The organism is Bartonella sp. F02 (genome assembly GCF_026929975.1).
Classification (GTDB): Bacteria; Pseudomonadota; Alphaproteobacteria; order Rhizobiales; family Rhizobiaceae; genus Bartonella.
In genome coordinates, this window is record NZ_JANHOK010000002.1 from 42525 (window position 1) to 68627 (window position 26103).

Below are 26103 nucleotides of genomic sequence, written 5' to 3' on the forward strand. Positions count from 1 at the left end.
TGCCAAGAGAAGGCTAATCTTTTCTTGGCAAAGTTTTTTAAATTTAAATGTTTTAGTTAATAATCGTTTTCTTTAAGTTTTCATCAATTTTATCAAGAAAACCTGTAGTAGAAAGCCATTTTTGTTCTGGTCCAATGAGGAGAGCAAGGTCTTTAGTCATGAAACCCTGTTCAACAGTTTGAACACAAACTTCTTCTAATGTATTTGTGAAGTTTTTTAATTTTTCATTATTATCGAGCTTAGCACGATGCGCTAAACCACGGGTCCATGCGAAAATAGAAGCAATAGAATTTGTTGATGTTTCTTCCCCTTTTTGATGTTGGCGATAGTGGCGTGTTACTGTACCATGCGCAGCTTCTGCTTCTACAGTTTTTCCGTCTGGTGTCATAAGAACAGAAGTCATTAAGCCAAGAGAACCAAAACCTTGTGCAACGATATCTGATTGAACATCACCATCATAGTTTTTACATGCCCAGATGTAGCCACCTGACCATTTAAGTGAAGAAGCAACCATGTCGTCTATCAAACGGTGTTCATAATATAATTTACGACTTTCAAATTCAACTTTAAATTCTGTATCGAATATTTCTTGGAAAATATCTTTAAAACGTCCATCATATGCTTTCAAAATGGTATTTTTTGTTGAAAGATAAACAGGAACGTTTCTTTGTAAGCCATAATTGAAAGATGCACGAGCAAAATCACGGATTGATTCATCAAGATTGTACATAGCCATAGCAACCCCTGAACTGGGGGCGTCAAAGACATCATGTTCAATAACTTGACCATCATCACCAACAAATTTTATACTTAATTTTCCTTTGCCTGGAAATTTAAAGTCTGTTGCTTTGTATTGATCGCCAAAAGCGTGACGTCCGACAATAATTGGTTGTGTCCAACCAGGAACAAGGCGAGGAACATTTCTGCAGATAATAGGTTCACGGAAAATGACGCCTCCTAAAATATTACGGATTGTGCCATTTGGTGATTTCCACATTTTTTTTAAGTTAAATTCTTTAACGCGTGCTTCATCAGGAGTAATGGTTGCGCATTTAACACCCACTCCATATTTTTTAATAGCATTGGCAGAATCAATAGTTACTTGGTCATTTGTTGCATCTCGATTTTCGATAGAAAGATCATAGTATTTAAGATCAATGTCCAGATAAGGATGAATCAGTTTATCTTTAATATATTGCCAGATAATACGTGTCATTTCATCGCCGTCGATTTCTACAACAGGATTTGTTACTTTGATTTTTGCCATTGGAAGTCCTTTTTTATTTAAATAATGTTATTTCTATAGCATTTTTGATTTTGCGACGAAAAGTGAAAAGAAAAAAAATAGATTGATGTTAAAATTTATAAAAAGGGTAACTTAATTTAATGTAAATAGCTATTGCGTAAATTTTCTATTTTAAAAAAAGATGATAAAATTGTGATCAATATTATTTTGTGCTGTTTTATTTGTTCTACAAAAGATATCGGAGATAGGAATGCTTCGATATTTTAAAATTGTTAGAATCCGTAAGATGGCTATTCACTTGCATGTATTGAGAACAATAAAACGAGAAGTAAAAACTGCACTAAAATGTATATTCTCTTTTAGTTTTCAATATTTGGTTTAATTTTTGCATTTTCCATTAAACAAAGGCAGTCAAAAAAACTAAACTGTTTATCTCGTTGCAATATTATCCGTAAAAATAAGTTTTATAGCATACGTATTTGCTAATATCATTCTTTGTATAAGAGTATAGTTTTTCATTCAATAGGTCGAATCGCAAAACCCATTATTAAGTGTATTTTTCTTAGAAAAAAAGAAAACACATTAATCGGAAGATTCTTTTTGTGAATTTAGGAATAAAAGTAAAAAACTATTTTATGTATTTCTGATTTAAAAAGATGATTAAAATCAATCTCTTAAGTTCATCATGAAATGAAGTGGTACGCCCAAGGGGAATCGAACCCCTGTTTCCGCCGTGAAAGGGCGATGTCCTAACCGCTAGACGATGGGCGCAAACCATTGATGAGGCTTATAGAGAGGATCTTTTTACTTCGCAAGTCTTTTAGAAGATTTTTTTTAAAAAAAATGCATTTTAATTAAATTATTTTTGAATTCGTTAATATAACATAGAATTATTAGAGAGAGTCTAAGGTAAGAAAATATATAAACAATGGTAAAAATTGATAAGAAACTTTGATATTTGTGTAGCAATAATTGAAGCAGGATTTCAAATTTTTCTGTTATGGAGAAGAAATAAAGATGATAAAAACGGCAATTTTCGTGTGCCGAATATTTTTGAGTGTTCCTCTATTATTCATTACAGGTTGTGTACATGATGCAAATGTTTCTCCATTTGAACAAAAAATTTTGCTAAAAGAAGATGTTATGCCACGTTTTTCAATCAAACCAAAAGCTGCAACAGAACATTTTACTGAAATACAACGACAAATACTTATTGATCAGTTAACGCATGATGCGAATCGTATCAGAGCTACTTTAAAAGAAGAATCTACAAATTCATTGAGTCTAATGAAAATTAAAGAAGATGCATACCGTGAAACTAAATCTATACTCCGTAAAATTGAGATGAATAACAACCAATAATTTTTTTTCATTGCTGATATTCTATATTTTTCATTTAAATTTTATAAAAATTTTTATTTTTGTTAGAAGTAATATCATTAGTTAACTTAATGTATATATGCATTTGATTTTTATAGATAATTTATGTTTTATTATTTTGGAATTGTGATACATAGAATTATTGTATTTATATAGATTGTTGATTTTTTTGATGCGAAGAAGAAAACTTGTCTTTGACAATTGTTGAATAGGTTTTAGTATGTAAAATCTTCTTTTATGCTTGATGATTCAAATAAACTTTAGGTCTCTGCATTTCTAATGGTAATGGCTTTTATAGTGCAGTTTTTTGCAGGATATTAAGCCGTGGTGCGGTATTAAGGAAAAACCGATTATATTATTAATTCTTTAAATGTTTTAAGTAATATTATTTATATTGGCTTCTTATCGTCATTATTCTCAAAAATATAATTTTATTCTTTAAAGTTTGTGATTAAAAACGAACGTTATTTTGTAGTAAGGTGTACACCATTTACAATGAAAATAAGAGGTAGACAGTTTCAATAATGGTAGAAGCGTTAAGGGTTGGTATTGGGGGACTTGGTACGGTTGGTACTTCAGTTGTTCAGATTTTACACGAAAAATCACATACTCTTATTTGTCAATGTGGACGACCAATTAAAGTCGTTGCTGTTAGTGCACGTGATAAAAATCGCGATCGCGGAATTGATTTGAGTGATGTTAAATGGTTTGATTCGCCTGTGGAAATGGCTGCATCTGATGAGATCGATGTTTTTGTTGAGTTAATTGGTGGTGAATTAGATATTGTACATACATCCGTTAAAGCAGCATTAGAAGCAGGGCATCACGTTGTTACAGCGAATAAAGCTCTTCTTGCTCGACATGGTGTAACACTTGCTGCGCACGCGGAAAATAAAGGTGTTTTTCTTAATTTTGAAGCGGCTGTTGCTGGTGGAATTCCTATCATAAAAATGATGAGAGAATCGCTTTCTGGAAATCATGTATCAAGAATTTTTGGAATTTTAAATGGTACTTGCAATTATATATTAACACGCATGTTTACTGAAGGGCTTTCATTTAATGATTGTTTAGCAGAGGCACAAAAGCGCGGTTATGCTGAAGCTGATCCAATCTTTGATATTGGAGGATATGATACGGCTCATAAATTAGCTTTATTGACGAGTTTGGCTTTTGGTACTGAAACTTCATTAAATGATGTCTATATTGAGGGAATTGACAATATTTCTCAAATTGACATTCGTGCAGCTGATGAGCTAGGTTATCGCATTAAACTATTAGGCGTTGCTTTAAAAACCGATACAGGAATTGAACAGCGCGTTCATCCTACAATGGTTCCGACATCATCAGTCATTGCACAAATTCATGGTGTGACGAATGCTATTTCTATTAAAAGTGATTTATTAGGAGATTTATTGTTATCTGGTCCTGGAGCTGGTGGAGCAGCAACAGCATCAGCGGTTATTGGTGATTTGGTTGATATAGCAAGAGCTCGTTCTAGTTTTCAGTATGAACCTATTTTTGGAAAGCCAGCATTAGCTTTGGTTCCGTATAAAAAAGCCTGTGTTGTTAATTCTGCAGGGGGGTATTTTATTCGTTTGAGTGTGTATGATCGTGCTGGCGTTTTCGCAACGGTTGCAAAACATATGGCTGATAATGAAATTTCATTAGAATCAATTGTGCAAAGATCTTTTGTAGAAGATCAAATTGTAGGAACCAAAACAATTATTTTAATTACGCATGAAACGACAGAAGTGAAGGTAAAACAGGCACTTGCAGGAATTGCTGAAGAATCGCTTCTTGTTGCAAAATCTCAATTTATCCGCATTGAACGCACGGTATAAAATGATCTTTATAATAATAAAAAGTTCTTTAATTGTTTTTTCTCTTGTGAAAAGCTTTTATCTTTGCAAAAAGCTTTATTATGAATATTGGACCACAAAGGCCAATATTTTATGCTAATACTTATTCAATAGGATCTTTTACATGTCTCAATCTACCCAGAAGACTTTAAATGGACTTGATCGTATTCTAACGCTTGAGCTGGTTCGTGTAACTGAACGTGCGGCTGTTGCTGCTGCACATTGGCGAGGACGTGGAGATGAAAAAGCAGCAGATCAGGCGGCTGTGGATGCAATGCGTCAAGAACTTAATCGATTACCTATAGATGGTACGGTTGTTATTGGTGAAGGAGAACGTGATGAAGCTCCTATGTTGTACATTGGAGAAAAAGTAGGATTGAAAAGTGGATTAGCCGTTGATATTGCTCTTGATCCACTAGAGGGAACCACGATTTGCGCTAAAAATCTTGCTAATTCTCTTGCAGTTGTTGCTATTGCTCAAAAGGGAAATTTACTTTACGCGCCTGATGTGTATATGAAAAAAATTGCAATTGGCCCTGGTTATCCGAAGGGAGTAGTTGATATAGATGCTCATCCTGCAGATAATATTCATGCTCTTGCAAAAGCTAAAGGAGTCTCTGTTAACCAAATTACCGCATGTATTATGGATCGACCTCGGCATGAAAAATTGATCAATGAGGTACGTGCAACTGGTGCGTCAATTCGTTTGATTAATGATGGTGATGTCGCTGCCGTTATTCATACAACAAATCCAAGTGAAACAGGGATTGATATTTATATGGGAATTGGTGGTGCACCAGAAGGTGTATTAGCTGCAGCAGCTTTGCGTTGTATTGGAGGACAAATGCAAGGACGTTTACAACTGGATACAGAAGAAAAAATTACACGTGCTGCTAAAATGGGGATTAATGATCCTAATAAGGCTTATACCATGGAAGAGATGGCAAAAGGAGATGTGTTATTTGCGGCAACAGGTGTTACCGATGGTAATATGCTTTCTGGTGTGAAGTTTACTCATGATTATATTCAGACAGAAAGTATTGTAATGCGTTCATATACTGGTACGATCCGTAATATCAAAGCACAGCATAGAGATCAGTCAAAATTTGATTAAGATTTGTCTTTTATCTATTATTTAAAAAATAAAGGAGCGTTATTTGATAAAAACGCTCCTTTATATTCCTAAGAGGAATTTTTTATTAATTCTTTATGACAATTGAACAGAGTGTACCCAACCATTTTTATCTTCTACATTTCCTTTTTGTATATCAATCAATTGAGTACGAAGTTGTTCTGTAATTTTTCCTGTTGTCTCATCTCCAATGACAAATTCTCCTTCTTTATGCTTGAATCTGCCGATTGCTGTGATAGCAGCACCAGTTCCGCAAGCAAAAACTTCTTTAAGTTGGCCACTTTTGGCATCTTCTTTGAGAGATTCAAAAGAATAAGGACGCTCTTCTACTGTTAAATTCATTTGTTTTGCTAATGTTAAAATTGAACGACGTGTTATTCCTGGAAGAATGGTCCCATTAAGCGCAGGTGTAACAAGCGTATTATTTGCCATAATAAAGCAGACATTCATACCACCAAGCTCTTCAATCCATTTATGTTCAACCATATCAAGAAAGAGTACTTGGCTACAATTGTTTTGAATTGCATTATTTTGTGCAAGCAAGCTTGCTGCATAGTTTCCTCCACATTTAGCAGCTCCTGTTCCACCTGGACCAGCACGACTATAGTCTGTGTCAATCCACACGCTTATAGCTCTTTCTTCTCCCTTAAAATATGATTCAACCGGAGATGCTATAATACAGAAAAGATATTCTCGAGAAGGATGAACTTTTAAAAAGCTTTCATTCCCAAACATAAATGGACGTATATAGAGGCTAGCATTTGGACTATCAGAAACCCATTTATGATCAATTTTGACCAATTGATTGATAGCATCTAAAAAGATTTCTTGTGGTAATTCGGGCATAGCCAATCGTTTTGCTGATTCTATAAAGCGTTGTGCATTGGCATCAGGACGAAAAAGTAAAATACGCCCATCTTTGGCACGATACGCTTTTAAGCCTTCAAAAATCTCTTGCGCATAATGCAAAACAGTACTTGCTGGGTTAATTTCTAAAGATTTATATGCAGAAATAAGTGCATTATGCCAACCTTTATCTTCTGTCCATTGAATAATACCCATATGATCTGTAAAAAACTGTCCAAAACCAGGATTTTTCAGAATTTCTTCACGCTTTTCATCTGATAAAGATGATGGATTCTTTTCTACTTTAAAAGGCAGGGGAGTTGTAAGAGATTTCATAAGGACAACTTTCTAGAATAGTGTTTTATTTTTATAAATTTTATATTGGAAAGATAAAGAACTGCTTTCAATTTAAATTTACGATTAGCAATTCTTTTATGTCAATATTTTATTATAAAATTTAAGTTGAATACTCTTGACAGCCCTTTGCAAAGGTATTTTAGCATTTTAATTTTGTGGAGTGTTTGGGAACCTTCATAGATGTGTATCGTTTTCTGACGTAAGTCCCTAAATAATTTGAAATTTGTACAATTATTTAGGTAATGAGAAGTAAAAAAGTAAAGAAAAGGATATCCTATGATTGAAAAGAAATACTCAATACCTGAATCTCATACAGTCTTAAAAAAAAGAGATCGAGAAAGACGCAATTCTATAACTCGGGGTCTTATTATTGTTATTTTGGCATTAGCTGTTATTTGGTTTCTTTTTGGTTTTTTAGGATCTTTTTTTGAAACATCACAAAAACACACGGTTAACTATGAAACTCCAAAATCAAATCAAATGATAACAGATTGGGAAAAGAATTCAAAAACAATACCTGTAACACCTCACGAAAGTGTAACATCCTCACCATCTTACAAACAAAATTTTTCTGATCAGAAAAATCTATTTGAGATGCAGAAAGAAGATATGCAAATCAATGAACACATGAAACCGAACACAAACCCAACACCTGAAATTATTCAATCAGTTAATTGATAAAAAAATGAATAATTTTTATAGTAATTTTTAAGATTAATTATGTTGATTTAACGTGTAACGAAACAATTTCCTCCATAACTTTTTATCTCTTGACAGAGGTTTATAGCTTCATTGCGGTTATGAGTTTCAATACGCACACGATAATAGGTTCCTTTTCCTGATATAAAGGCAGGTTGAATATTTAAAGAACGAACACCAATGAGGAAATCAAATTTAGACTGGATATTTTTCAAAGAAGTTTCAGCAAGTATATGCGTTGGTTGAGATGCTACTTGTACATAATAAATTTCTGAATTTTGTTGTGTTGTTTGCGTTCCTAGATTCTGGGGAGAACTAGAGTGTATATGTGTTTTCGAATTTAATCGATAAGGTGAAGGAATTGGTACTACTAAATGTTGCATCTTCTCTTTAATATCACTGATAGAAGAATTTTCTGAGATAATTCTATCAATATCAGTTGTCGGTTCATTTTCAGTTGATGATGAAGAAATTGAAGTTTGATTTTGAATTTGATCAACAAGCATCTTATCATTTTCTTCAAAACGACCTTCAGATTTTTGATTTCTGTTATGAGCTGGAATGAGCATTGTTGTGCCATCTGGTTTTACGATAACAGTTTGAACTTCTCTTGTTGGGATAGTATGATCAAGAGCTGCCGTTACTGCGTCTTCAATATCAGATTCATCAGACGATAAGGACAAAATGTTTTCAGTTTCTTGATCATGTAATTCTGTTAAATCTTCAGGTGTTTCAAAATTATCAATAAGGAACTGTTGCGTGTTTTTTTCTTTTTCATTATTTTCAGACATTCGTTTATAGATATCTAAATTATCAACAATATTGTTTTCCGGTTCATCTTTTTCCGGTTTAATTCTGAAAGGTGTAGTATCAGCATGAATAATGGGGAGCTCTCCATTTTTGTGCGATGACGTGAAAAAGCGAGAATAACCCAAAAAAACAATTGCTAGTATCGCAAAAAGGATAATACCTCTCATAGAAGTTTTTCTTACAAAAAAACTTTTAGGAGCAGAAGGAGGTAGCGGATTGGTGAGGGTTTCATTTTCAGATTGATAGTGCGCATTCTCATTAAACAAAGAATCATAATATCCATCATTATGGGTAGAAGAAGCGTTGACGCTGTATTCTTGGGTATTTTTATGCAAATTTTCTTCTGAATTTTTCTCTGCTTGATGAGCCGTTTCATCAAAATATTCGTTGTTTTGCTTATGTGTAGAATTTCTTGCTGAAAGATATCCTACATTGAAAACATCTGAAAATTCTTTTTTTAAGCTATCATCAGGCATACCATATTGAGGCTCTTCATAAGGCACTTCTGAAGTTAAAACTGGTTCAGTTTTCTCTACAATTTCTTCAGCAAATTTATAAGTATCAACCTCTGGAAGAAAATTTTCATCGTGAAGATTGTTATGTGCAGTAAAACCTTCTGTTTGTCTATCATTAAAGGATTGTGATGAATCCTGCGTATAATTCAAATGATTTTGATTATATTGATCTTCATTATTTTGCTGAGGGATATAATGAGTATCGGTTTGAGCATGTTGAACTTGAATACTATTATCTTTTAGATTTTTTGTAGTATCGGTTGGTTGCTTTAAGGATTCTTGTGCATCCAATTGTGAATAATGAGCAAAAGATTCTTCTTTAGAGAGATCATTAAAATCGAACAGATTATCGATTTGTGATGAATTTAAATGAGAAGTAAAGGAGTCTATTGGTTCATTTTGTGTGATATCGTTCTCGTTTGAAGAGAGTGAAAAATAAGAATCTATATCCATGGAAGATTTTAGTGTATTGGTATAATAATCTTCTCTTGAATTTTGTTGACCAATAGATGTTGTATTTTGAGTGTTGACAGATGGATTGAAGATATTTTGTTTGCTGTCATCATTTGATTGTGTATTTAAAGTACTGTATTGCTGTATATCTTTTTGTAAAAAAGAGTCAGTTTGTTCATGCTGTGATTCGGTAAGAATAGCATTATTTTGCACAGTCTCTTCATTTAAAAAGTCATTTCTTGATTTTATATTAAAGTGATCTTTCTCTAAAAAAGGATCAATGTTCTTTTGGTCTATTTTTTCTTGTTGTGGATGATTTTTCTGAATAGGTAATGGAGAGAGAGCATCTAAAATTTTCTCTTCATTGTGATTAATAGAAGAAGAATATGTTGTCTCAGATAAAAAATTATTTTGCTTGGAGTGATTAAGAACAGAAGTCGTTGCAACATCCATTAACACTGGATCACTAATGGTCGATTGTAAGTTCCATTGTTGACTGTTATCACCAAATGGTAATTCACGGTTGGAATCATTTTCAAAATCAGATTCAAGAAAAGATAAATCAAAATCATCCTGGAATGGAGTATCAGAAGTCTGAGATAAGCCATCAGAGTTTGAAGAAGAGGATGAAGTTGGACTTTCATTTTTTTTATTTGAATCAAAAACTCGCGTTAATTCTTCCAAAGGATCATGATGATCATGATCTTGTTGTGTCTTGTATGGATTTTTGCGATCGTTATCGCTCATAATTTTTCTCACGTGAATTTATATTTAAGTGCAACAGGTTTTTCATTTTTAAATAGAATATTTATTCTATGTATTTGCAGAACTTTTTCAACGCATTTCTGTTGGTGTTTTCACACCTATAATTGTAAGTCCTGATGATAAAATATTAATGACAGCTTGAATCAACCCCAATCTGGCTAACGATAATTCTTTATCATCAAGTTTAATAAAGCGTAAATCAGGATTATCATTACCTTTATTCCAATGTCCATGGAAATGGGATGCTAGATCGTAAAGATAAAATGCTAACCGGTGAGGTTCTTTGTGAATGACGGCTTGTTCGATGACACGTGGATATTCAGCAAGCTTTCGGATTAATGCAATTTCATTTTCATCTGTTAATTGGTTTAGGCATGCAATCATTATATCGTTTGAAGGATTTTCTATCAGAAGATTTTCTTGAGCCTGCCGAAAAACTGAATGACAACGTGCAGCTGCATATTGTACATAAAAAATAGGATTGTCTTTTGATTGTTCTGTTACTTTGACAAAGTCAAAATCAAGAGGTGATTCACATTTACGATAAAGCATCATGAAACGCACAGGATCACAGCCAACTTCTTCTACGACATCGCGAAGTGTGATAAATGATCCAGCTCTTTTAGACATACGCACAGGATGTCCATTACGAAAAAGCTTGACTAATTGACATAAAAAGACAGTTAGTTGCGCTTTATTATCGGTAATTGCTTTTGCCATCGCTTCTAACCGTTTTACATAGCCAGAATGATCAAGACCTAAAATGTAAATCATCTCATCAAAATGACGATTGAATTTATCACGAAAATAAGCAACATCTGCAGCAAAATAAGTATAAGAACCATCGGATTTAATTAAAACACGGTCTTGATCATCTCCCACACTGGTTGAGCGAAATAAGGTCTGCTCATTGGGTTCCCAATCTTCTACGTCTGTTCCTTTAGGCGGTGGAAGAGTTCCTTTATAGATATATCCTTTTAAAGTGAGATCATTAATTGTACTACGAATAGCCTGCGCATCATTTTCGTAAAGCGTTTTTTCGGAGAAAAAAACATCGTGATAAATATTAAGAGAGGCTAAATCTTCACGGATCATAGCCATCATTGCATCAATGGCACGTTTTTTCACTATAGATAAAGCTTCAGTTTTATCCATAGTCAGTAATTTATCATCAAACTCTTGAGCAAGTGACTGTCCTAATGGGATTAGATATTCACCAGGATAAAGTCCTTCTGGAATTTCATCGACTGTTTGTCCAAGTGCTTCACGATAACGCAACAGCACAGAACGAGCAAGTACTTCAATTTGTCCACCAGCGTCGTTGATATAATATTCTTTTGTAATATCATATCCAACAAATTGGAGTAAGTTAGCGAGAACATCTCCGATAACGGCACCACGACAGTGACCGACATGCATTGGGCCCGTTGGATTGGCAGATACATATTCAACATTAATTCGCTTCCCTTGTCCTATTGGGATGCGACCATAGGCTGTTCCTTTTTCAATCATTGATTTTAATACAGTGTGCCAAAATGATTTTGTAAGCTTAATATTGATAAACCCCGGACCAGCAATGTTAATCCATTCGATGGAGTGATCATTTTTTAGCAGTGCTGCAATTTTTTCTGCGAGTACGCGTGGACTAAGTCCAACGGATTTTGCTAATATCATAGCAGCATTTGTAGACAAATCACCATGTGAAGAATCTCGTGGAGGTTCAACAGTGATTTTTGATAAATCTAAATCTTTCTCATTTTTTCCTTTGATATCAGATGATTCTAATATTTTTTTTATTTTTTTTTCAAAATTTTTAAATACATTCATATTCAAATTCCAAATTTATTTAAAATGAGTCAGATGAAATTACTGCTATGCTTGAATAATCGAGAATATTCATTTAACGCGTAATTATCCGTCATACCTGATAAAAAGTCTGCAATGAGTCGCGCTCGCTCTTGGTCTGTTAAGCAAGCGACTTGAGTAGACCAGTTCTTAGGCATTTTGTTAGGATCTTCATAATAACAGCCAAATAATTGTTGTACAATGCGCTTTACTTTATCTCGATGTTTATGAACTTGATCATGATAATAAAGATTTTCAAATAAGAACTTTTTTAATTCTTTTTCTTGTTCAGTCATTGTTGGAGAAAAAGTAATAATGGTTTGTTCTGCTTGATGGACATCATTAACATTGGTTGGTTTAATCAATGCTAAATTTTTTTGTGCTTGTTCAATAACATCTTTAACCATAACTGTTATTTGTTTACGAACCAATGCATAACCACGCCGAGTTGAGTCAATTTGTGGGTGTTCTTGGTCTATATTTTCTAATAATGAAGCAGTTAATGAAACTTTTTTGAGTTGATCGATTGTTAAAAAATGTGAACGTAGACCATCATCAATATCATGAGCGTTATAAGCAATGTCATCTGCAATAGCAGCGCATTGTGCTTCTAATCCAGAAAAACAATCAAGTTCAAGATTGTGTTGTTTATTGTATTGTAGAATATCGATAGGGATTTTTTTATTGTTAGAACGAGGACCAATAAGAGGACCATTATGCTTTACAAGTCCTTCAAGTGTTTCCCAAGTTAGATTTAGTCCATCAAAATCTGGGTAACGTTGTTCGAGTTTTGTAACAATACGTAATGCTTGTGCATTATGATCAAAGCCTCCATAAGGAGCCATTGATTCATTAAGGGCATCTTCACCCGCATGACCAAAAGGTGTGTGTCCAAAGTCGTGAGCAAGTGCAATAGTTTCAGCAAGATCTTCATCAAGGTAGAGTGCACGGGCTAATGTACGTGCAATTTGGGAAACTTCTATCGAATGTGTTAGACGCGTACGATAATGGTCATTTTCATCTTCATCAACAATAAACACTTGTGTTTTATGTTTAAGACGCCGAAATGCATTGGAGTGAATAATACGATCTCGATCTCGCTGAAAGGGTGTACGTATTGCTTCTTCTGGTTCGTAAAATAACCTGCCTCGGCTCGTTTTAGGGTTTGTGCTGTACGCTGCCCGAAATTGGTAAGAGTTATTGATATTGTTTATATCCATTGTAAGCTATGTATTCTCACCTTAAATTAGAATCAATCCATTATTAATAAATTTTTATCTGTTTTGGATACTCTTTCTTGATCATTCAATGCAAGGATATATGAAAAATGAGTGTAAATATTTCAGATTGTGCTGCAAAACGGATTGCACAGATACTTTTAAATGAACCCGGTAAGATAGCGTTACGTATTTCTGTTGAAGGAGGCGGATGTTCAGGTTTTTCTTATAAATATGATTTAGTTTCTGAAAGTGGAGAAGATGATTTCATCATTAAAAAAGAAGGGGCAATGGTTTTAATTGACTCGGTATCTCTTCCTTTTATGATGGGCGCTGAAATTGATTTTGTGGATGATCTTATAGGGCAATCTTTTCAAATTCATAACCCTAATATTACTTCATCTTGTGGGTGTGGTATTAGTTTTTCGATTTAAAATAGTAATATTGTTTCTTGAAAAGACTATTTTGTTAGTTAAAATACAAAGATGAGTCTCTCTACAAACACACTGCGCAGAATTTTTCAATTATTAATACCGTTTCTTTTTTTTGTATGGGGCGATTATGCTTCTTCTGAGGAAAGAAGAATTCTAAGTTATCAACAAAAAGAATTAAAAGATTCCGTTGTCAATTCTCCAAGTTTTGAAAAAGAAACCTCGCACTCTCAAACACAACTCATAGTGCATGCTCGATTAGCAAATAGCAATGAAAATATCCTGAAAGGACTAATATGGCGAGTTTATGCTCCCGTTTTAGGGGTTGATAATAAATTGCCTTTGCTTACAACGTTCGAAGGTGGTAGTGCACAATTTAATTTGGAAGCAGGAAGTTATATCGTTCACGTTTCTTTTGGTCATGCGAGTGCAATGCAACATGTGATTCTAGATAGTGGACAACATCTTGTTAAAAACTTTACCTTGAACGCTGGTGGTGTTATTTTAGATAGTACATTAGTGAATGGTACAATTAATAAAAAAGAGTTGTCTTTTACTATATATGAAGATGAAAAGGAAAATGATGATATTGGTATCATCTTATCAAATGTTAAACCTCAATCAATTGTGCGTTTAAAAGAGGGGAATTACCATGTTGTTTCTCACTATGGTTCAATAAATGCTACTGTTCGTTCGGATATTCAAGTAAATGCGGGTAAAATTACAGAAGTAACTCTTCAACATCAGGCGGCTCAAATTATTTTGAAGTTGGTACGTCAAGAAAGAGGGGAGGCGTTAGCGGATACAAGCTGGTCTATCACGGATAATTCTGGGGATATTATTTATGAAACAGTCGGTGCTTATGTTTCGCTTGTTCTTGTTGAAGGTGATTACATTGCAATCGCTAAAAATAAAGATCAAATTTATCAAAAATCTTTTTCGGTAATCTCTGGTCGTGATGAAGATGTAAATGTGATAGCAAATCCACAAAATATACTTCGATGAATTGAATAGTTATTTGTGAATGTAAGCTATAAATGGAAAATAAATAGAGAGTTTTTATGGTAGAGTTGTCAACATTGAGTGTATTTTTTGCAGGTGCTTTGTCTTTTTTATCGCCATGTGTTTTACCTTTGGTTCCTCCTTATTTATGTTATATGGCAGGTGTTAGTGTTGATGATTTTCGTTTGGAAAAACAAAATAACAAAACCTCTATACGTTTAGCGCTTTTATCTTCTGTTTTTGCTTTTGTGCTTGGTTTTACGACTGTTTTTGTCGCAATGGGAGCCAGTGCGAGCACAATAGGTCGATTTTTGAGTTATTATCGTGATTGGTTAGCTTTTGCTGCTGGAGTTGTCATTATCATTTTTGGTTTAAATTTTTTGGGTGTTTTTAGAATTAGTTTTTTGTTTCGTGAAGTAAGATTTCAAACGAGCACAAAACCTTCTGGACCTTTAGGAGCTTATGTTATTGGTTTGGCGTTTGCTTTTGGATGGACACCGTGTATTGGTCCTATTTTGGGGCCTATTATAACGCTTGCTGGAACAAAAGAAACGGTGGTTGAAGGAGGGGTGCTATTAGGGATCTACGCGTTGGGTCTTGCTGTACCTTTTATATTGGCAGCTTTGTTTTCAGGTAGTTTTATGAAATTTCTGGGAGCTTTTCGTATTCATATGGGAAAAGTTGAAAAAATAATCGGTGTCCTTTTGGTTATTACAGGTGTTTTGTTTTTGACAGGCTCTATGCAAAATTTTTCATTTTGGCTTTTAGAAAATTATCCTGCTTTAGGAAATATTGAAGCCGTTCGTTGGCAAGATATTAAGAATTTATTTGGATTTTCTCATTAGTTTCATTTTATGATCAGAAACTGTCTTTCTATTGTACTTGCAGCAGGTGAAGGGACGCGAATGAAATCGTCTCTTCCTAAAGTTTTGCATAAAATAGCTGGATTTCCACTTATCTGCCATGTCATTCGTCAAATAAAATTAGCAGGCTGTTCACAACTGGCAGTAATTGTAGGTGCTGGAGCTCAAGATGTCACCAAAGTTGTTCAGTCCTCTGTAGAAGATGTGATGATTTTTGAACAGAAAGAGCGTTTAGGGACAGCTCATTCTGTTTTATCAGCTCGATCTGCTTTACAAAATGGTGTAGACGATGTTCTTATTGTTTTGGGAGACACTCCTTTAATTGAATCAGATTCATTGATGCGGATTCGTTCACAGTTATCTGAAGGAGCAGATGTTGTAGTGGGTTGCTTTTTTGCTCCTGACCCAACCGGCTATGGTCGAATTATCAAAAAAAATGGTAAATTTGTCGCTATTGTAGAAGAAAAAGATGCAAGCGATGAAGAGAAAGAAATTTCTTTGTGTAATAGTGGAATAATGGCTATTAATGGGAAATATGCACTTTCTCTTTTAGAGAAGATTGATAATAACAATACAAAACAAGAATATTATTTAACAGATATTGTTTCTATTGCTTCACATGAAGGGTTAGATATTCGTACTGTTGAAGTGCCTTTTGAAAATGCTGTAGGCGTTAATAACTGTCTTGATCTGTGTAATGCTGATGCTTTGTGGCAAAAGCGTAAAGCGCGAGATTTAATGCTTTCTGGAGTTACGATATTAAAGCCAGAAAGCGTTTATTTTTCTTATGATACAGAAATTGAACCTGGTGTTGTGATTGAACCAAATGTTTATTTTGGAACAGGTGTCAAAGTACAAGCTGGCGCAGTAATCCACGCATTTAGTTATGTGGAAGGAGCGGTAATTGGCAGAAATGCACAGATAGGACCCTATGCACGTTTGCGTCATGGGACAGAATTAGCACAATCAGTTAAGATTGGGAATTTTTGTGAAATTAAACAAGCAAAAATAGGAGACGCTACTAAAATTAATCATTTGAGTTATATTGGTGATGCAGAAATTGGTATGCATGCCAATGTTGGAGCGGGAACAATTACTTGTAATTATGATGGTGTCAGTAAATACAAAACTATTATTGGTGATAATGCATTTATTGGTTCTAATTCCGCACTTATTGCGCCATTGATTATAGAAAAAGGTTCTTACATTGCTTCGGGAAGCGTGATTACTGAAAATATTCCTACAGATAGTATAGCTTTTGGACGTGCTCGACAGGTTATAAAAGAAGGCGCTGCAACAAAATTGCGTGCACGTTTATTATTAAAAAAAGAGAATAAGTAATTATTTTTATTCTATTTTATTGTTATCTAAAATTCTATAAAAATTCGTTCTTCATCATCACCATCACAAAATAGTTGTATAGATTTTTTTACAATTTTGAGCAAAAGAAGCCAGAAAAGAATATTATAAAATTATGATAAATCTGAGATGTAAATTGGAGTTTTTTAATGTGTGGAATCATTGGAATTATTGGAAATAAACCTGTTGCATCTCATTTGATGGATGGCTTGAAGCGTCTTGAATATAGAGGCTATGATTCATCAGGCTTAGCAACAATACATAATGGTCATCTTCATCGTATTCGTGCTGAAGGCAAGCTTATTAATTTGGAAAAAAAATTAAAATCAATGCCTTTAGAAGGTTGTTTGGGGATTGGTCATACGCGTTGGGCAACGCATGGAGTCGCAGTAGAGCGGAATGCTCATCCTCATATGACTGAGCGGCTTGCGGTCGTTCATAATGGTATTATTGAAAATTTTGTAGAATTGCGCAAAGAACTTATTGAAGATGGTTGTATCTTTGAAACAGAAACAGATACGGAAGTTATTGCTCATTTAATTACGCGTGCGTTAAAAAACGGTCTTTCTCCACAAGAAGCAACGAGAACCAGCTGGCAAAGATTGCAAGGTACTTTTGCTATGGCTCTTATCTTTGAAGGTGAAGATAATCTTATGATTGCTGTTCGTTCTGGTTCGCCATTAGCAATTGGTTACGGAGATGGTGAATTTTTCGTAGGATCAGATGCAATTGCTTTAGCTTCTTTAACAGACCGTATAAGCTACTTGGAACATGGAGATTGGGCTGTTCTTACACGTGAAGCAGTGACAATTTATAATGCGGATAATCAAGCAGTAAAACGTCCTATTACAACCTTATTTGAAGATGCTTTTTTGGTTTCTAAAGGACATCATCGCCATTTTATGCGTAAAGAAATTTTTGAACAACCTGATGTTATTTCTCATAATTTGCAGCATTATCTTGATCTTGGGACTTGCGCAGTGCGTTCATTTGAAAATTTTGTTGATTGGAAAAAGATTAACCGATTACTCTTTGCAAGTTGTGGAACCGCTTATTATTCAACTTTAGTTGCACGTTATTGGTTTGAAAATTTTGCTGCCTTAAGTGTTGATAATGATGTAGCTTCTGAATTTCGTTATCGGGAGCCCCCTATTGCAGATGATGTATTGCCAGTATTTGTTTCTCAATCTGGTGAAACTGCGGATACATTGGCGTCTTTGCGATATTGTCGAGATCGCGGTGTGAAAACAGCAACAATTGTGAATGTTGCACAATCAACAATGGCAAGAGAAGCTGATTTTGTTTTGCCAACATTAGCAGGACCAGAAATCGGGGTTGCTTCAACTAAAGCTTTTATTTGTCAATTATCAACACTTGCATCAATGGCACTTAGTGCAGCTAAACAACGCGGATATCTTTCAAAAAAAGTAGAACAACAGCTTGTTCATCAATTGGCAGAAGTTCCACGAATTTTAAACGAAGTTTTAAAATTAGATCATCAGATTGAACGAATATGTCGTGATTTAACACATGTAAAAGGTGTTCTTTATCTTGGGCGTGGCACTTCTTATCCAATTGCTTTGGAGGGAGCGCTGAAATTGAAAGAATTATCTTATATTCATGCGGAAGGTTATGCAGCAGGAGAATTGAAGCATGGGCCAATTGCTCTTGTTGATGAAACAATACCGGTTATTGTTGTTGCGCCATATGATAAATGGTTTGAAAAAACTTTTTCTAATATGCAGGAAGTAGCAGCGCGTAATGGTCGTGTTATTTTGATAACGGATAAAAGAGGAGCGGCGGAAGCTAATCTTAATTCATTGTCGACTATTATTTTGCCAGATGTTTCAGAATTTATAGCACCAATTATTTATGCTGTGCCTATTCAATTAATTGCATATCATACAGCTGTTTTATTGGGAACAGATGTCGATCAACCACGCAATTTAGCAAAATCAGTTACTGTAGAATAATAATTGTTTTTTCTCTTAATATTTTTATCAAATAATTATTTATTGTTCTGAGTTATTATTAATTTTGGTTTAAATGTTTATGATATGAAAACTGAAAAATAAGGTAGAATTTTTGTAAAACGTTTTATGATGTAATGAATGATATTCTGTCAGATAAGTTCTTCCTACGATACAAGGCATTTTGTATGAGAACATAAAGCTGGCATCTTATTTCAATTTAAAGATTTTTATAGTGAGTATTTTATTGATATTTTGTATTTTATATTATATCATTTTGTATTTAACTGGTGATAACTATGAATGATAAAATACCTACGTCAGTAATTCTGTCTTTAGCAAAAAAAATGCCTGAATGCGAAACGCATAAGAGTATTAATGAAATTTTTTTCGGTGCTGGGGTTCCTGGTAACCCTTATGAGTTTAAGTTTTATAATAAAGCGGAAAAGGTACTGGAATTTTTAACGAGGGCGAATAATTTTTGTAAACATCCATGGGAAATATTAGAAAAAATTGTTGAATTTTATAAGAAAATCCCTGAACAAAAATGCGGAGATTCTTCTGAAAAGGATAGTTTGTCGGATTCGGACAAATTTCTTTTAGAACAATCTCAAAAAAGACAAGAGCTAAAATTAGCATTAGAAGGTGTTTTGCAAACATTAAGCGCGAGTTCTGGAGAGTTTTTATCGATTCAAGAATTAAAAAATGCAATTTATCAAAAAGATGTTGAATCTGTTAAATATGAATTTGAAAAAGCGTTGAAAAATTTAGAATCTAAGCCATTAGAAGCTATTTTGGCAGCGTGTAATATTCTTGAGTCAATTTGTAAAGTTTGCATAGAAATAGAAAAACTTAAAGCTCCATTAAGTCAAGATTTGTACAGTTTATGGGAAGTTGTTTCCGAATATTTAGATATTAAGTCAACAGAAGATCATTCTGTTGTACAGGATCATGTTTCTGCACAGGATGTTATACAAACTCCTGCTTCTGTAAAACAAAATGATGATCCTCATAAAATTGGTCAGGGTATAAAGAGAGTTGTAGAAGGAATTGCTGCTTTGTGTTCTTATGCTCGTTTAGCATCTGGGCAAGGCATGGGACTGTATATACCAGAATTAGAACATGCAAAATTCATCGTTAGCTCTGCTTATAGTTTAGCTTTGTTTATTTTTCATCTGTGGGATAAAAAAACAAATACACAAACATGATGGATAGAAGGTTAAGCGGAACTTCGAAATAAAACTTGGTTTAAGATGCTTATAATTTCAATGTAATAACTCATTGCTTTTTTATAAAGAGAGTAAGAAAGAGTTGAAATTACAGAGTGGTTTGTACATTTGAAAGAAGGAGATGTCTTCTTAAAAACCATTTTATAAGTTTAGCCTGCGCGTAAAAGCTGAATGGCGTCATCTCGTCCAAAAAGATGAAGGAGCAAGCGTAAAGCTTGCCCTCTTTCTGAATCGAGAGTTGCGTCATTTTGTAAAAATAAACGTGCATCTGTTCTTGCTATGGATAAAAGATCACTATGGGCTACAAGATTTGCTATATGAAATTCAGGCATACCGGATTGTTTTGTTCCAAGAAGCTCACCACCACCCCGCAAACGTAAATCTTCTTCGGCGATTCTAAATCCGTCTTCTGTATTGCGTATAATATTGAGGCGTTCTTCTGCTGTTTTTGTGAGTGGATTTTTATAGAGCAGAATACAAGATGATTTTTTTTCTCCTCGTCCAACTCGTCCACGCAATTGATGGAGTTGTGATAGGCCAAAGTGTTCCGCGTGCTCAATGATGATAATAGAAGCATCAGGAATATCTATTCCTACTTCGATAACTGTGGTTGCAATCAAAATGCGTATATTTCCACATTTAAATGATGTCATCGCAGCGTCTTTTTCATCAGCAGACATTTTTCCGTGTATCATGCCAACACAAGAGCCAAATCTTTCCTGCAATATAGCAAAACGGCTTTCAATTGAAGTAAGTTCACGACTGGTGGATTCTTCCACTAAGGGACAAATCCAATAAATTTTTTCACCTTTTTCTATAATTGTTGCAATTCGTTCTATAAGTTCATTAATTCGATCTAGGGGAATTGTTACTGTCGTAATTGGTTGTCGTCCCTTTGGTTTTTCTGTAATTTGTGATACATCCATATCACCGTAAGTTGTTAATACCAGTGTCCGCGGAATAGGAGTTGCGGTCATCATAAGCATATCAGGTTTATTACCTTTGGTCGCTAGAGAAAGACGCTGATTTACACCAAAGCGATGCTGTTCATCAATAATAGCTAAAGCAAGATTATTATAGTTAACTCCTTCTTGTATTAAAGCATGTGTTCCAATGATGATAGATGTTTGACCAGATAGGATATTGCTTAGAATATTGGCACGCAATTTTCCTTTTTCTCGTCCTGTTAAAAGAGTTGTTTGCAAACCAATTTTTTCGGCAAGAGGAGCAATCGTGGCAAAATGCTGTCGTGCTAAAACTTCTGTTGGTGCCATTAAAGCGGATTGTCCTGAATTTTCAGCTATTTGAGCTATTGCCATCAGTGCTACGACAGTTTTTCCTGCTCCTACATCTCCTTGAAGGAGTCTTAACATAGGCTCAGATGATGCTAGATCATTTTCAATATCTTTTATAGCTTTTATTTGTTCATTTGTGAGTTGAAACGGCAAAGCTTTAAGAAGTTTTTCAGTATAGTGTCCTGTTGGAGGACGTGAAATCCCTGAAAGAGATTTCGTTTTTAAACGCACAAGACCAAGAGCTAATTGATTTGCAAGAAGTTCATCATAAGCAAGACGTTTGCGTGCCGTACTTTTTAAATCTAAGTCGTTTGGATCTATGGGCGTATGGATACGATGCAAAGAAACAGAAAAAGAAGAAAATTTTTGCTGCTCCTTTATACTTTGTTCTATCCATTCTGGTAAGAGTGGAATATAATCAAGAGCGTTTTTTATTGTTCGTCTTAATGTTTTTGTTGATAGTCCAGCAGTAGAAGAATAAACAGGTTCTATTAATGGTATCTGATTGAGTTGTTCATTCGCAATGATATGATCAGGGTGAACCATTGAAAGTTTTCCGTTAAAACGTTCAACTTTTCCTGATACAATTACTTTTTTTCCTATTGGGAGTTGTTTTTCTAACCAAGAACGCTGAGCATGAAAAAAGACTAAAGTGATTGTTCCTGTGTTATCATAACCAATAACCCGATAAGGTAATCTATTGCGACTGGAAGGAGGAGGCTGGTGCTGATCTATAATAATTTCAAGAGTAACAATGGTTCCTTCTTGTGCACAAGAAATATTGGGGCATTTTCTACGATCTATAACGGAATGCGGCATTAATAAAAGAAGGTCGATAATCGTAGGGGATCGTTGTGTAGGATTAACGTTTAAAACCCTAGCTAATAGATCACATGTTTTTGAGTTAATTCTCGAAAGGGTATGGATAGGAGAGAAAAGAGGGTCAATAAGGCTTGGACGCATAAAAAATCAACCTGCTCTTTGTTTTTCTGACTGTTCACAAGAGTTTACAGAAGCCCATTTATTTGGCGTATGAGAGAAAATTATATTATTTATTTTAATCCTTAAATAAAAAAGTAAACATTTGAATAATAAATTCATCAAAATTGTGACAGAAAATATGATGTAGATCAATAATTTATTTGGTGAAGGGCGCTATTTGTTATTTTTATAAGCCTGCTTATTGTGGTTATAGATATTTGTTTTAATTATAGATTAACTTGAGAAACTAATATTTTTTTGTAGTAAGATATATAATCAGCGCAGTTTAGCATGTATTAGATGATGGGAAATTATGAAAGTGTCAGAAACAAAAAGTAAAACACTGGAAAGAAAAAATTCCCTTCCTCGTTTTATTCATTTGAGAGTACATTCAGCTTATTCACTTCTTGAAGGAGCTTTAAAAATAAAGCAAATTATTCAGCATGCACTTTCAGATCATGCACCAGCGATTGCTATTACGGATACGAATAATTTATTTGGTGCTTTAGAGTTTTCACAAAGTTGTTTTGCTCATGGTATTCAACCGATTATTGGTTGCCAGCTTGCAGTTGATTTTTGTGATACACATCATCATTCGCATCTAGTTAAAAAGCAATATCCTTGTAATGTTTCCTCTATTGTTCTGTTTGCTGCAAGCGAAATAGGCTATGCTCATTTAGTTCATCTTGTTAGTCGTGCTTATCTTGATAAAAAAGATGTTGATCCTCCTCATATTAAAGTTGATTGGCTTCTGTCGCAAAATGAAGGAATTATTGCTTTAACGGGAGGACGAGGAGGTCCTATTAATTCTGCTTTGGAGGAGGATAAGCAAGAGCAAGCTGTTGAACGTTTAACGTATTTGAAAAAAATTTTTGGTGATCGTCTTTATGTTGAATTACAACGACATGGTGCGTACAATCGAAAAATAGAAGAAATGCTTGTTGAATTGGCTTATGCTCACGAAATTCCTCTTGTTGCGACCAATGAGGCTTTTTTCAGAGATAAAAACGGATATGAAGCCCATGATGCACTCATGGCGGTTGCAGAAGGACAAATTGTTTCTAATCCAGATCGTAAACGTGTAACGCAAGATCATTATTTAAAGTCGCAAGACGAAATGATTTCATTGTTTTCAGATCTTCCTGAAGCTTTGGAAAATAGTGTTGAGATTGCATTACGCTGCCATGCTTTTACGCCAACACGAGAGCCAATTTTGCCTCGCTTTATAGAACAGTCTTCAGATTCGAGTTCTGTTTTAGAAGCAGAGAATAGAGAATTGTTAAATCAGGCTAAATCAGGTTTAAAAATGCGTCTTGAAACGATTGGTATAGCTGAAGGCTATACGATTGCAGACTATGAACAGCGGCTTGATTATGAAATTTCAGTTATTACACGTATGCAGTTTTCTGGCTACTTTCTTATCGTTTCTGACTTTATTAAATGGGCAAAGGCTCACGATATTCCCGTTGGTCCAGGGCGTGGATCTGGTGCTGGTTCACTTGTTGCTTATGCATTGACTATTACTGATGTTGATCCATTGCGTTTTTCTCTTTTATTTGAACGCTTTTTGAATCCCGACCGTATTTCTATGCCGGATTTTGATATCGATTTTTGTCAAGAAAGACGCGAAGAAGTTATTCGTTATGTACAAGAAAAATATGGTCGTGATCAAGTTGCTCAAATTATTACCTTTGGTAAATTACAAGCACGTGCTGTATTGCGTGATGTTGGGCGTGTTCTAGAAATTCCTTATCGTCAAGTTGATTATTTGACAAAATTGGTTCCTTCTACACCTGGTAGTAATATTGAATTAGAACAAGCGATTCAGGATGAACCAAAATTTAAAGAAGAAAAGAAAAAAGATCCTCTTATTGGACGTATGTTGGATATAGCACTTCAATTGGAAGGGCTGTACCGTCACGCATCAACACATGCTGCAGGAATTGTTATTGGGGATCGTCCACTATCAGACCTTGTTCCTATGTACCGAGATCCACGTTCTGATATGCCCGTTACCCAGTTTAATATGAAGTGTGTTGAACAAGCTGGATTAGTAAAATTTGATTTTCTTGGTTTAAAGACACTTACGGTTTTAAAAATGGCCGTGGATTTTGTGGCACGAAAAAGCATAAAAATAGATTTATCCCGTATTCCTCTTAATGATGAGGAAACTTATGCTATGATGGCGCGTGGTGAGACAGTTGGTGTATTTCAGGTTGAAAGTGCTGGTATGCGTAAGGCGCTTATTGGGATGAAGCCAGACTGTATTGAAGATATTATTGCGTTGGTAGCGCTTTATCGTCCTGGTCCGATGGAGAATATTCCGACCTATAATGCACGTAAGCATGGAGAAGAAGAAATTTCTTCTATTCATCCTAAAATAGATCATTTAATTAGGGAAACACAAGGCGTTATTGTTTATCAAGAACAAGTCATGCAAATTGCTCAAGTTCTTTCTGGTTATTCTCTTGGAGAAGCAGATTTGTTGCGTCGTGCAATGGGAAAAAAGATTCACTCAGAAATGCAAAAACAGCGCGCGCGTTTTGTAAATGGAGCTGTTGATGGTGGAATTGATAAAGAGCAAGCCGATATTATTTTTGATCTTTTAGCAAAATTTGCAGATTATGGTTTTAATAAATCACATGCTGCCGCTTATGCTCTTGTTTCATATCAAACAGCTTACATGAAAACCCATCATCCCATTGAATTTCTGGCTGCTTCTATGACATATGATATGACAAATACAGATAAGTTGAATGATTTTAGGCGTGAAGCTTTAAGGCTAGGAATTGAAGTTATTGCGCCTTCTGTACAAACATCATATCGCCTTTTTGAAGTTGGTGAAAATTGTATTTACTATTCTCTTTCTGCCATTAAAGGAGTAGGCGATGCAGCTGTTGACCATATTGTCGCTTGTCGTGAGAATGGAGTTTTTAGAGATTTGGAGGACTTTTGTGAGCGGATTGATCCCCATATTGTTAATAAGCGTGCGATGGAAAGTTTAATTTACGCGGGAGCTCTTGATTGTTTTAACGTTTCTCGTGAAGTTTTATTAGCGAGTCTTGAAATTTTTAATGCACGTGCTACTCGCATTCTTGATAACAAATCTAGTGGGCAAACTGATATCTTTAAGATGGCGAATGGGCTGAAAGAACCTTTGCATCTATCGCAGGCAGATCCTTGGTCTCCAGCTGATAAACTTTATCGTGAATTTCAGGTCATTGGTTTTTATTTTTCTGCTCATCCTTTAGATGAGTATCAAGCTGTTCTTGCTAAAAAACGTGTGCAGACTTGGGATCACTTTTCTAATGCTGTAAAAGCAGGTGCAACAGCTGCACGGCTTTCTGGAACTGTTGTTGCAAAACAAATTCGTAAAACAAAATCTGGTAAGAAAATGGGAATTATTCAGTTTTCTGATAGAAGCGGACAATATGAGGCGGTTCTATTTTCTGAAGGGCTTTCTCTTTATGGAGATATGCTAGAGCCAGGAAAATCTTTTATCGTGGAGGTGAGTGCAGAAAATCGTTCTGAAGGGATTAGTTTGCGTATTGAAGCGGTTAAGTCTTTGGAAGATGAATCATTATATGATCATAAAATGATGCGTCTTTTTATAAAAACGGTTGATATACTTTCACAAATTGAACAAAATTTAAAATCCAGCGGGAATGGAGAAGTCGCGATTGTTTTCCTCCAAGAAGATGGGTTACGAGAAGTTGAAATTGCACTTCCCAATCGGTACAAAGTTAATTCACGTATAGCAAGTGCTATGAAAACACTTCATGGTGTTGTTGCTGTAGAATTAAATTAAATCAATTTAAATCGATAGATTTGCAATTCTCTGGTTTGAAG

Annotated in this window: 16 protein-coding genes, 1 tRNA gene and 1 pseudogene; 11 read left to right on the plus strand and 7 right to left on the minus strand. The window is 34.7% G+C overall.

Annotated elements, in window-relative coordinates; translation table 11 throughout:
- Window positions 1-52: 52 nt before the first annotated feature.
- Window positions 53-1267 (minus strand): NADP-dependent isocitrate dehydrogenase, encoded by a 1215-nt coding sequence (locus tag NPY00_RS01645; protein WP_269020300.1) that lies wholly within the window; start codon window positions 1265-1267, stop codon window positions 53-55.
- Between the two features lie 675 nt (window positions 1268-1942).
- Window positions 1943-2017 (minus strand) — tRNA-Glu (locus tag NPY00_RS01650).
- Window positions 2018-2263: 246 nt separating this feature from the next.
- On the opposite strand from NPY00_RS01650, the gene NPY00_RS01655 reads away from it, so the two are divergent.
- The 3 genes from NPY00_RS01655 (at window position 2264) to glpX (ending at window position 5599) form a co-directional block, all read left to right on the plus strand.
- Window positions 2264-2608, plus strand: coding sequence for a hypothetical protein (locus tag NPY00_RS01655; RefSeq protein WP_269020301.1), 345 nt, complete (start codon window positions 2264-2266; stop codon window positions 2606-2608).
- A 542-nt stretch (window positions 2609-3150) separates the two neighbouring features.
- Complete coding sequence (locus NPY00_RS01660) at window positions 3151-4467, plus strand: homoserine dehydrogenase (protein ID WP_269020302.1); 1317 nt, start codon at window positions 3151-3153, stop codon at window positions 4465-4467.
- 142 nt (window positions 4468-4609) lie between these two features.
- Window positions 4610-5599 (plus strand): class II fructose-bisphosphatase, encoded by a 990-nt coding sequence (gene glpX, locus NPY00_RS01665; RefSeq protein ID WP_269020303.1) that lies wholly within the window; start codon window positions 4610-4612, stop codon window positions 5597-5599.
- Between the two features lie 93 nt (window positions 5600-5692).
- Here glpX and NPY00_RS01670 read toward each other — a convergent pair whose 3' ends face one another.
- On the minus strand, window positions 5693-6799 hold the full coding sequence (locus NPY00_RS01670) for a branched-chain amino acid aminotransferase (protein ID WP_269020304.1): 1107 nt from the start codon (window positions 6797-6799) through the stop codon (window positions 5693-5695).
- 297 nt (window positions 6800-7096) lie between these two features.
- On the opposite strand from NPY00_RS01670, the gene NPY00_RS01675 reads away from it, so the two are divergent.
- Window positions 7097-7498 (plus strand): hypothetical protein, encoded by a 402-nt coding sequence (locus NPY00_RS01675; protein ID WP_269020305.1) that lies wholly within the window; start codon window positions 7097-7099, stop codon window positions 7496-7498.
- Window positions 7499-7548: 50 nt separating this feature from the next.
- Here the strand turns inward: NPY00_RS01675 and NPY00_RS01680 are convergent, their stop codons facing one another.
- The 3 genes from NPY00_RS01680 to NPY00_RS01690 form a co-directional block, all read right to left on the minus strand.
- Window positions 7549-10044 (minus strand): SPOR domain-containing protein, encoded by a 2496-nt coding sequence (locus NPY00_RS01680; protein ID WP_269020306.1) that lies wholly within the window; start codon window positions 10042-10044, stop codon window positions 7549-7551.
- Between the two features lie 87 nt (window positions 10045-10131).
- Complete coding sequence (gene argS, locus NPY00_RS01685; RefSeq protein ID WP_269020307.1) at window positions 10132-11889, minus strand: arginine--tRNA ligase; 1758 nt, start codon at window positions 11887-11889, stop codon at window positions 10132-10134.
- A gap of 29 nt (window positions 11890-11918) precedes the next feature.
- Window positions 11919-13127 carry a deoxyguanosinetriphosphate triphosphohydrolase gene (locus NPY00_RS01690; protein ID WP_269020308.1) on the minus strand — a complete coding sequence of 403 codons (1209 nt, stop codon included), beginning with the start codon at window positions 13125-13127 and terminating at the stop codon, window positions 11919-11921.
- Window positions 13128-13234: 107 nt separating this feature from the next.
- Here NPY00_RS01690 and NPY00_RS01695 point away from each other — a divergent pair, with 107 nt between their 5' ends.
- The 6 genes and pseudogenes from NPY00_RS01695 to NPY00_RS01720 all read left to right on the plus strand — a co-directional run bounded on the left by NPY00_RS01695 (window position 13235) and on the right by NPY00_RS01720 (window position 19957).
- Window positions 13235-13558: a HesB/IscA family protein gene (locus tag NPY00_RS01695; RefSeq protein ID WP_269020309.1), complete on the plus strand. Its 324-nt coding sequence runs from the start codon at window positions 13235-13237 to the stop codon at window positions 13556-13558.
- A gap of 10 nt (window positions 13559-13568) precedes the next feature.
- Window positions 13569-14560, plus strand: a pseudogene (locus NPY00_RS01700) (carboxypeptidase regulatory-like domain-containing protein).
- 56 nt (window positions 14561-14616) lie between these two features.
- A complete protein-coding gene (locus tag NPY00_RS01705) occupies window positions 14617-15402 on the plus strand; it encodes a cytochrome c biogenesis CcdA family protein (protein ID WP_269020310.1) in 786 nt (261 codons plus the stop codon).
- Window positions 15403-15411: 9 nt separating this feature from the next.
- Window positions 15412-16761 (plus strand): bifunctional UDP-N-acetylglucosamine diphosphorylase/glucosamine-1-phosphate N-acetyltransferase GlmU, encoded by a 1350-nt coding sequence (gene glmU, locus NPY00_RS01710; protein ID WP_269020311.1) that lies wholly within the window; start codon window positions 15412-15414, stop codon window positions 16759-16761.
- Window positions 16762-16928: 167 nt separating this feature from the next.
- Entirely contained in the window at window positions 16929-18752 is a 1824-nt protein-coding gene (gene glmS / locus NPY00_RS01715; protein WP_269020312.1) for a glutamine--fructose-6-phosphate transaminase (isomerizing), read from the plus strand.
- Between the two features lie 296 nt (window positions 18753-19048).
- Entirely contained in the window at window positions 19049-19957 is a 909-nt protein-coding gene (locus tag NPY00_RS01720) for a hypothetical protein (protein ID WP_269020313.1), read from the plus strand.
- A gap of 170 nt (window positions 19958-20127) precedes the next feature.
- On the opposite strand, the gene recG is transcribed toward NPY00_RS01720, so the two are convergent.
- Window positions 20128-22236, minus strand: a complete 2109-nt coding sequence (recG, locus tag NPY00_RS01725; protein WP_269020314.1) for an ATP-dependent DNA helicase RecG — start codon at window positions 22234-22236, stop codon at window positions 20128-20130.
- A 337-nt stretch (window positions 22237-22573) separates the two neighbouring features.
- Here recG and dnaE point away from each other — a divergent pair, with 337 nt between their 5' ends.
- Window positions 22574-26062: a DNA polymerase III subunit alpha gene (gene dnaE, locus NPY00_RS01730; RefSeq protein WP_442864020.1), complete on the plus strand. Its 3489-nt coding sequence runs from the start codon at window positions 22574-22576 to the stop codon at window positions 26060-26062.
- The last annotated feature ends 41 nt before the right edge of the window (window positions 26063-26103 follow it).

Excerpts from the sequence above, each read along its gene's own strand:
- NPY00_RS01645 (WP_269020300.1), bottom strand. The coding sequence starts at position 1,267 with ATGGCAAAAATCAAAGTAACAAATCCTGTTGTAGAAATCGACGGCGAT.
- NPY00_RS01655 (WP_269020301.1), top strand. The coding sequence starts at position 2,264 with ATGATAAAAACGGCAATTTTCGTGTGCCGAATATTTTTGAGTGTTCCT.
- NPY00_RS01660 (WP_269020302.1), top strand. The coding sequence starts at position 3,151 with ATGGTAGAAGCGTTAAGGGTTGGTATTGGGGGACTTGGTACGGTTGGT.
- glpX (WP_269020303.1), top strand. The coding sequence starts at position 4,610 with ATGTCTCAATCTACCCAGAAGACTTTAAATGGACTTGATCGTATTCTA.
- NPY00_RS01670 (WP_269020304.1), bottom strand. The coding sequence starts at position 6,799 with ATGAAATCTCTTACAACTCCCCTGCCTTTTAAAGTAGAAAAGAATCCA.
- NPY00_RS01675 (WP_269020305.1), top strand. The coding sequence starts at position 7,097 with ATGATTGAAAAGAAATACTCAATACCTGAATCTCATACAGTCTTAAAA.
- NPY00_RS01680 (WP_269020306.1), bottom strand. The coding sequence starts at position 10,044 with ATGAGCGATAACGATCGCAAAAATCCATACAAGACACAACAAGATCAT.
- argS (WP_269020307.1), bottom strand. The coding sequence starts at position 11,889 with ATGAATGTATTTAAAAATTTTGAAAAAAAAATAAAAAAAATATTAGAA.
- NPY00_RS01690 (WP_269020308.1), bottom strand. The coding sequence starts at position 13,127 with ATGGATATAAACAATATCAATAACTCTTACCAATTTCGGGCAGCGTAC.
- NPY00_RS01695 (WP_269020309.1), top strand. The coding sequence starts at position 13,235 with ATGAGTGTAAATATTTCAGATTGTGCTGCAAAACGGATTGCACAGATA.
- NPY00_RS01705 (WP_269020310.1), top strand. The coding sequence starts at position 14,617 with ATGGTAGAGTTGTCAACATTGAGTGTATTTTTTGCAGGTGCTTTGTCT.
- glmU (WP_269020311.1), top strand. The coding sequence starts at position 15,412 with ATGATCAGAAACTGTCTTTCTATTGTACTTGCAGCAGGTGAAGGGACG.
- glmS (WP_269020312.1), top strand. The coding sequence starts at position 16,929 with ATGTGTGGAATCATTGGAATTATTGGAAATAAACCTGTTGCATCTCAT.
- NPY00_RS01720 (WP_269020313.1), top strand. The coding sequence starts at position 19,049 with ATGAATGATAAAATACCTACGTCAGTAATTCTGTCTTTAGCAAAAAAA.
- recG (WP_269020314.1), bottom strand. The coding sequence starts at position 22,236 with ATGCGTCCAAGCCTTATTGACCCTCTTTTCTCTCCTATCCATACCCTT.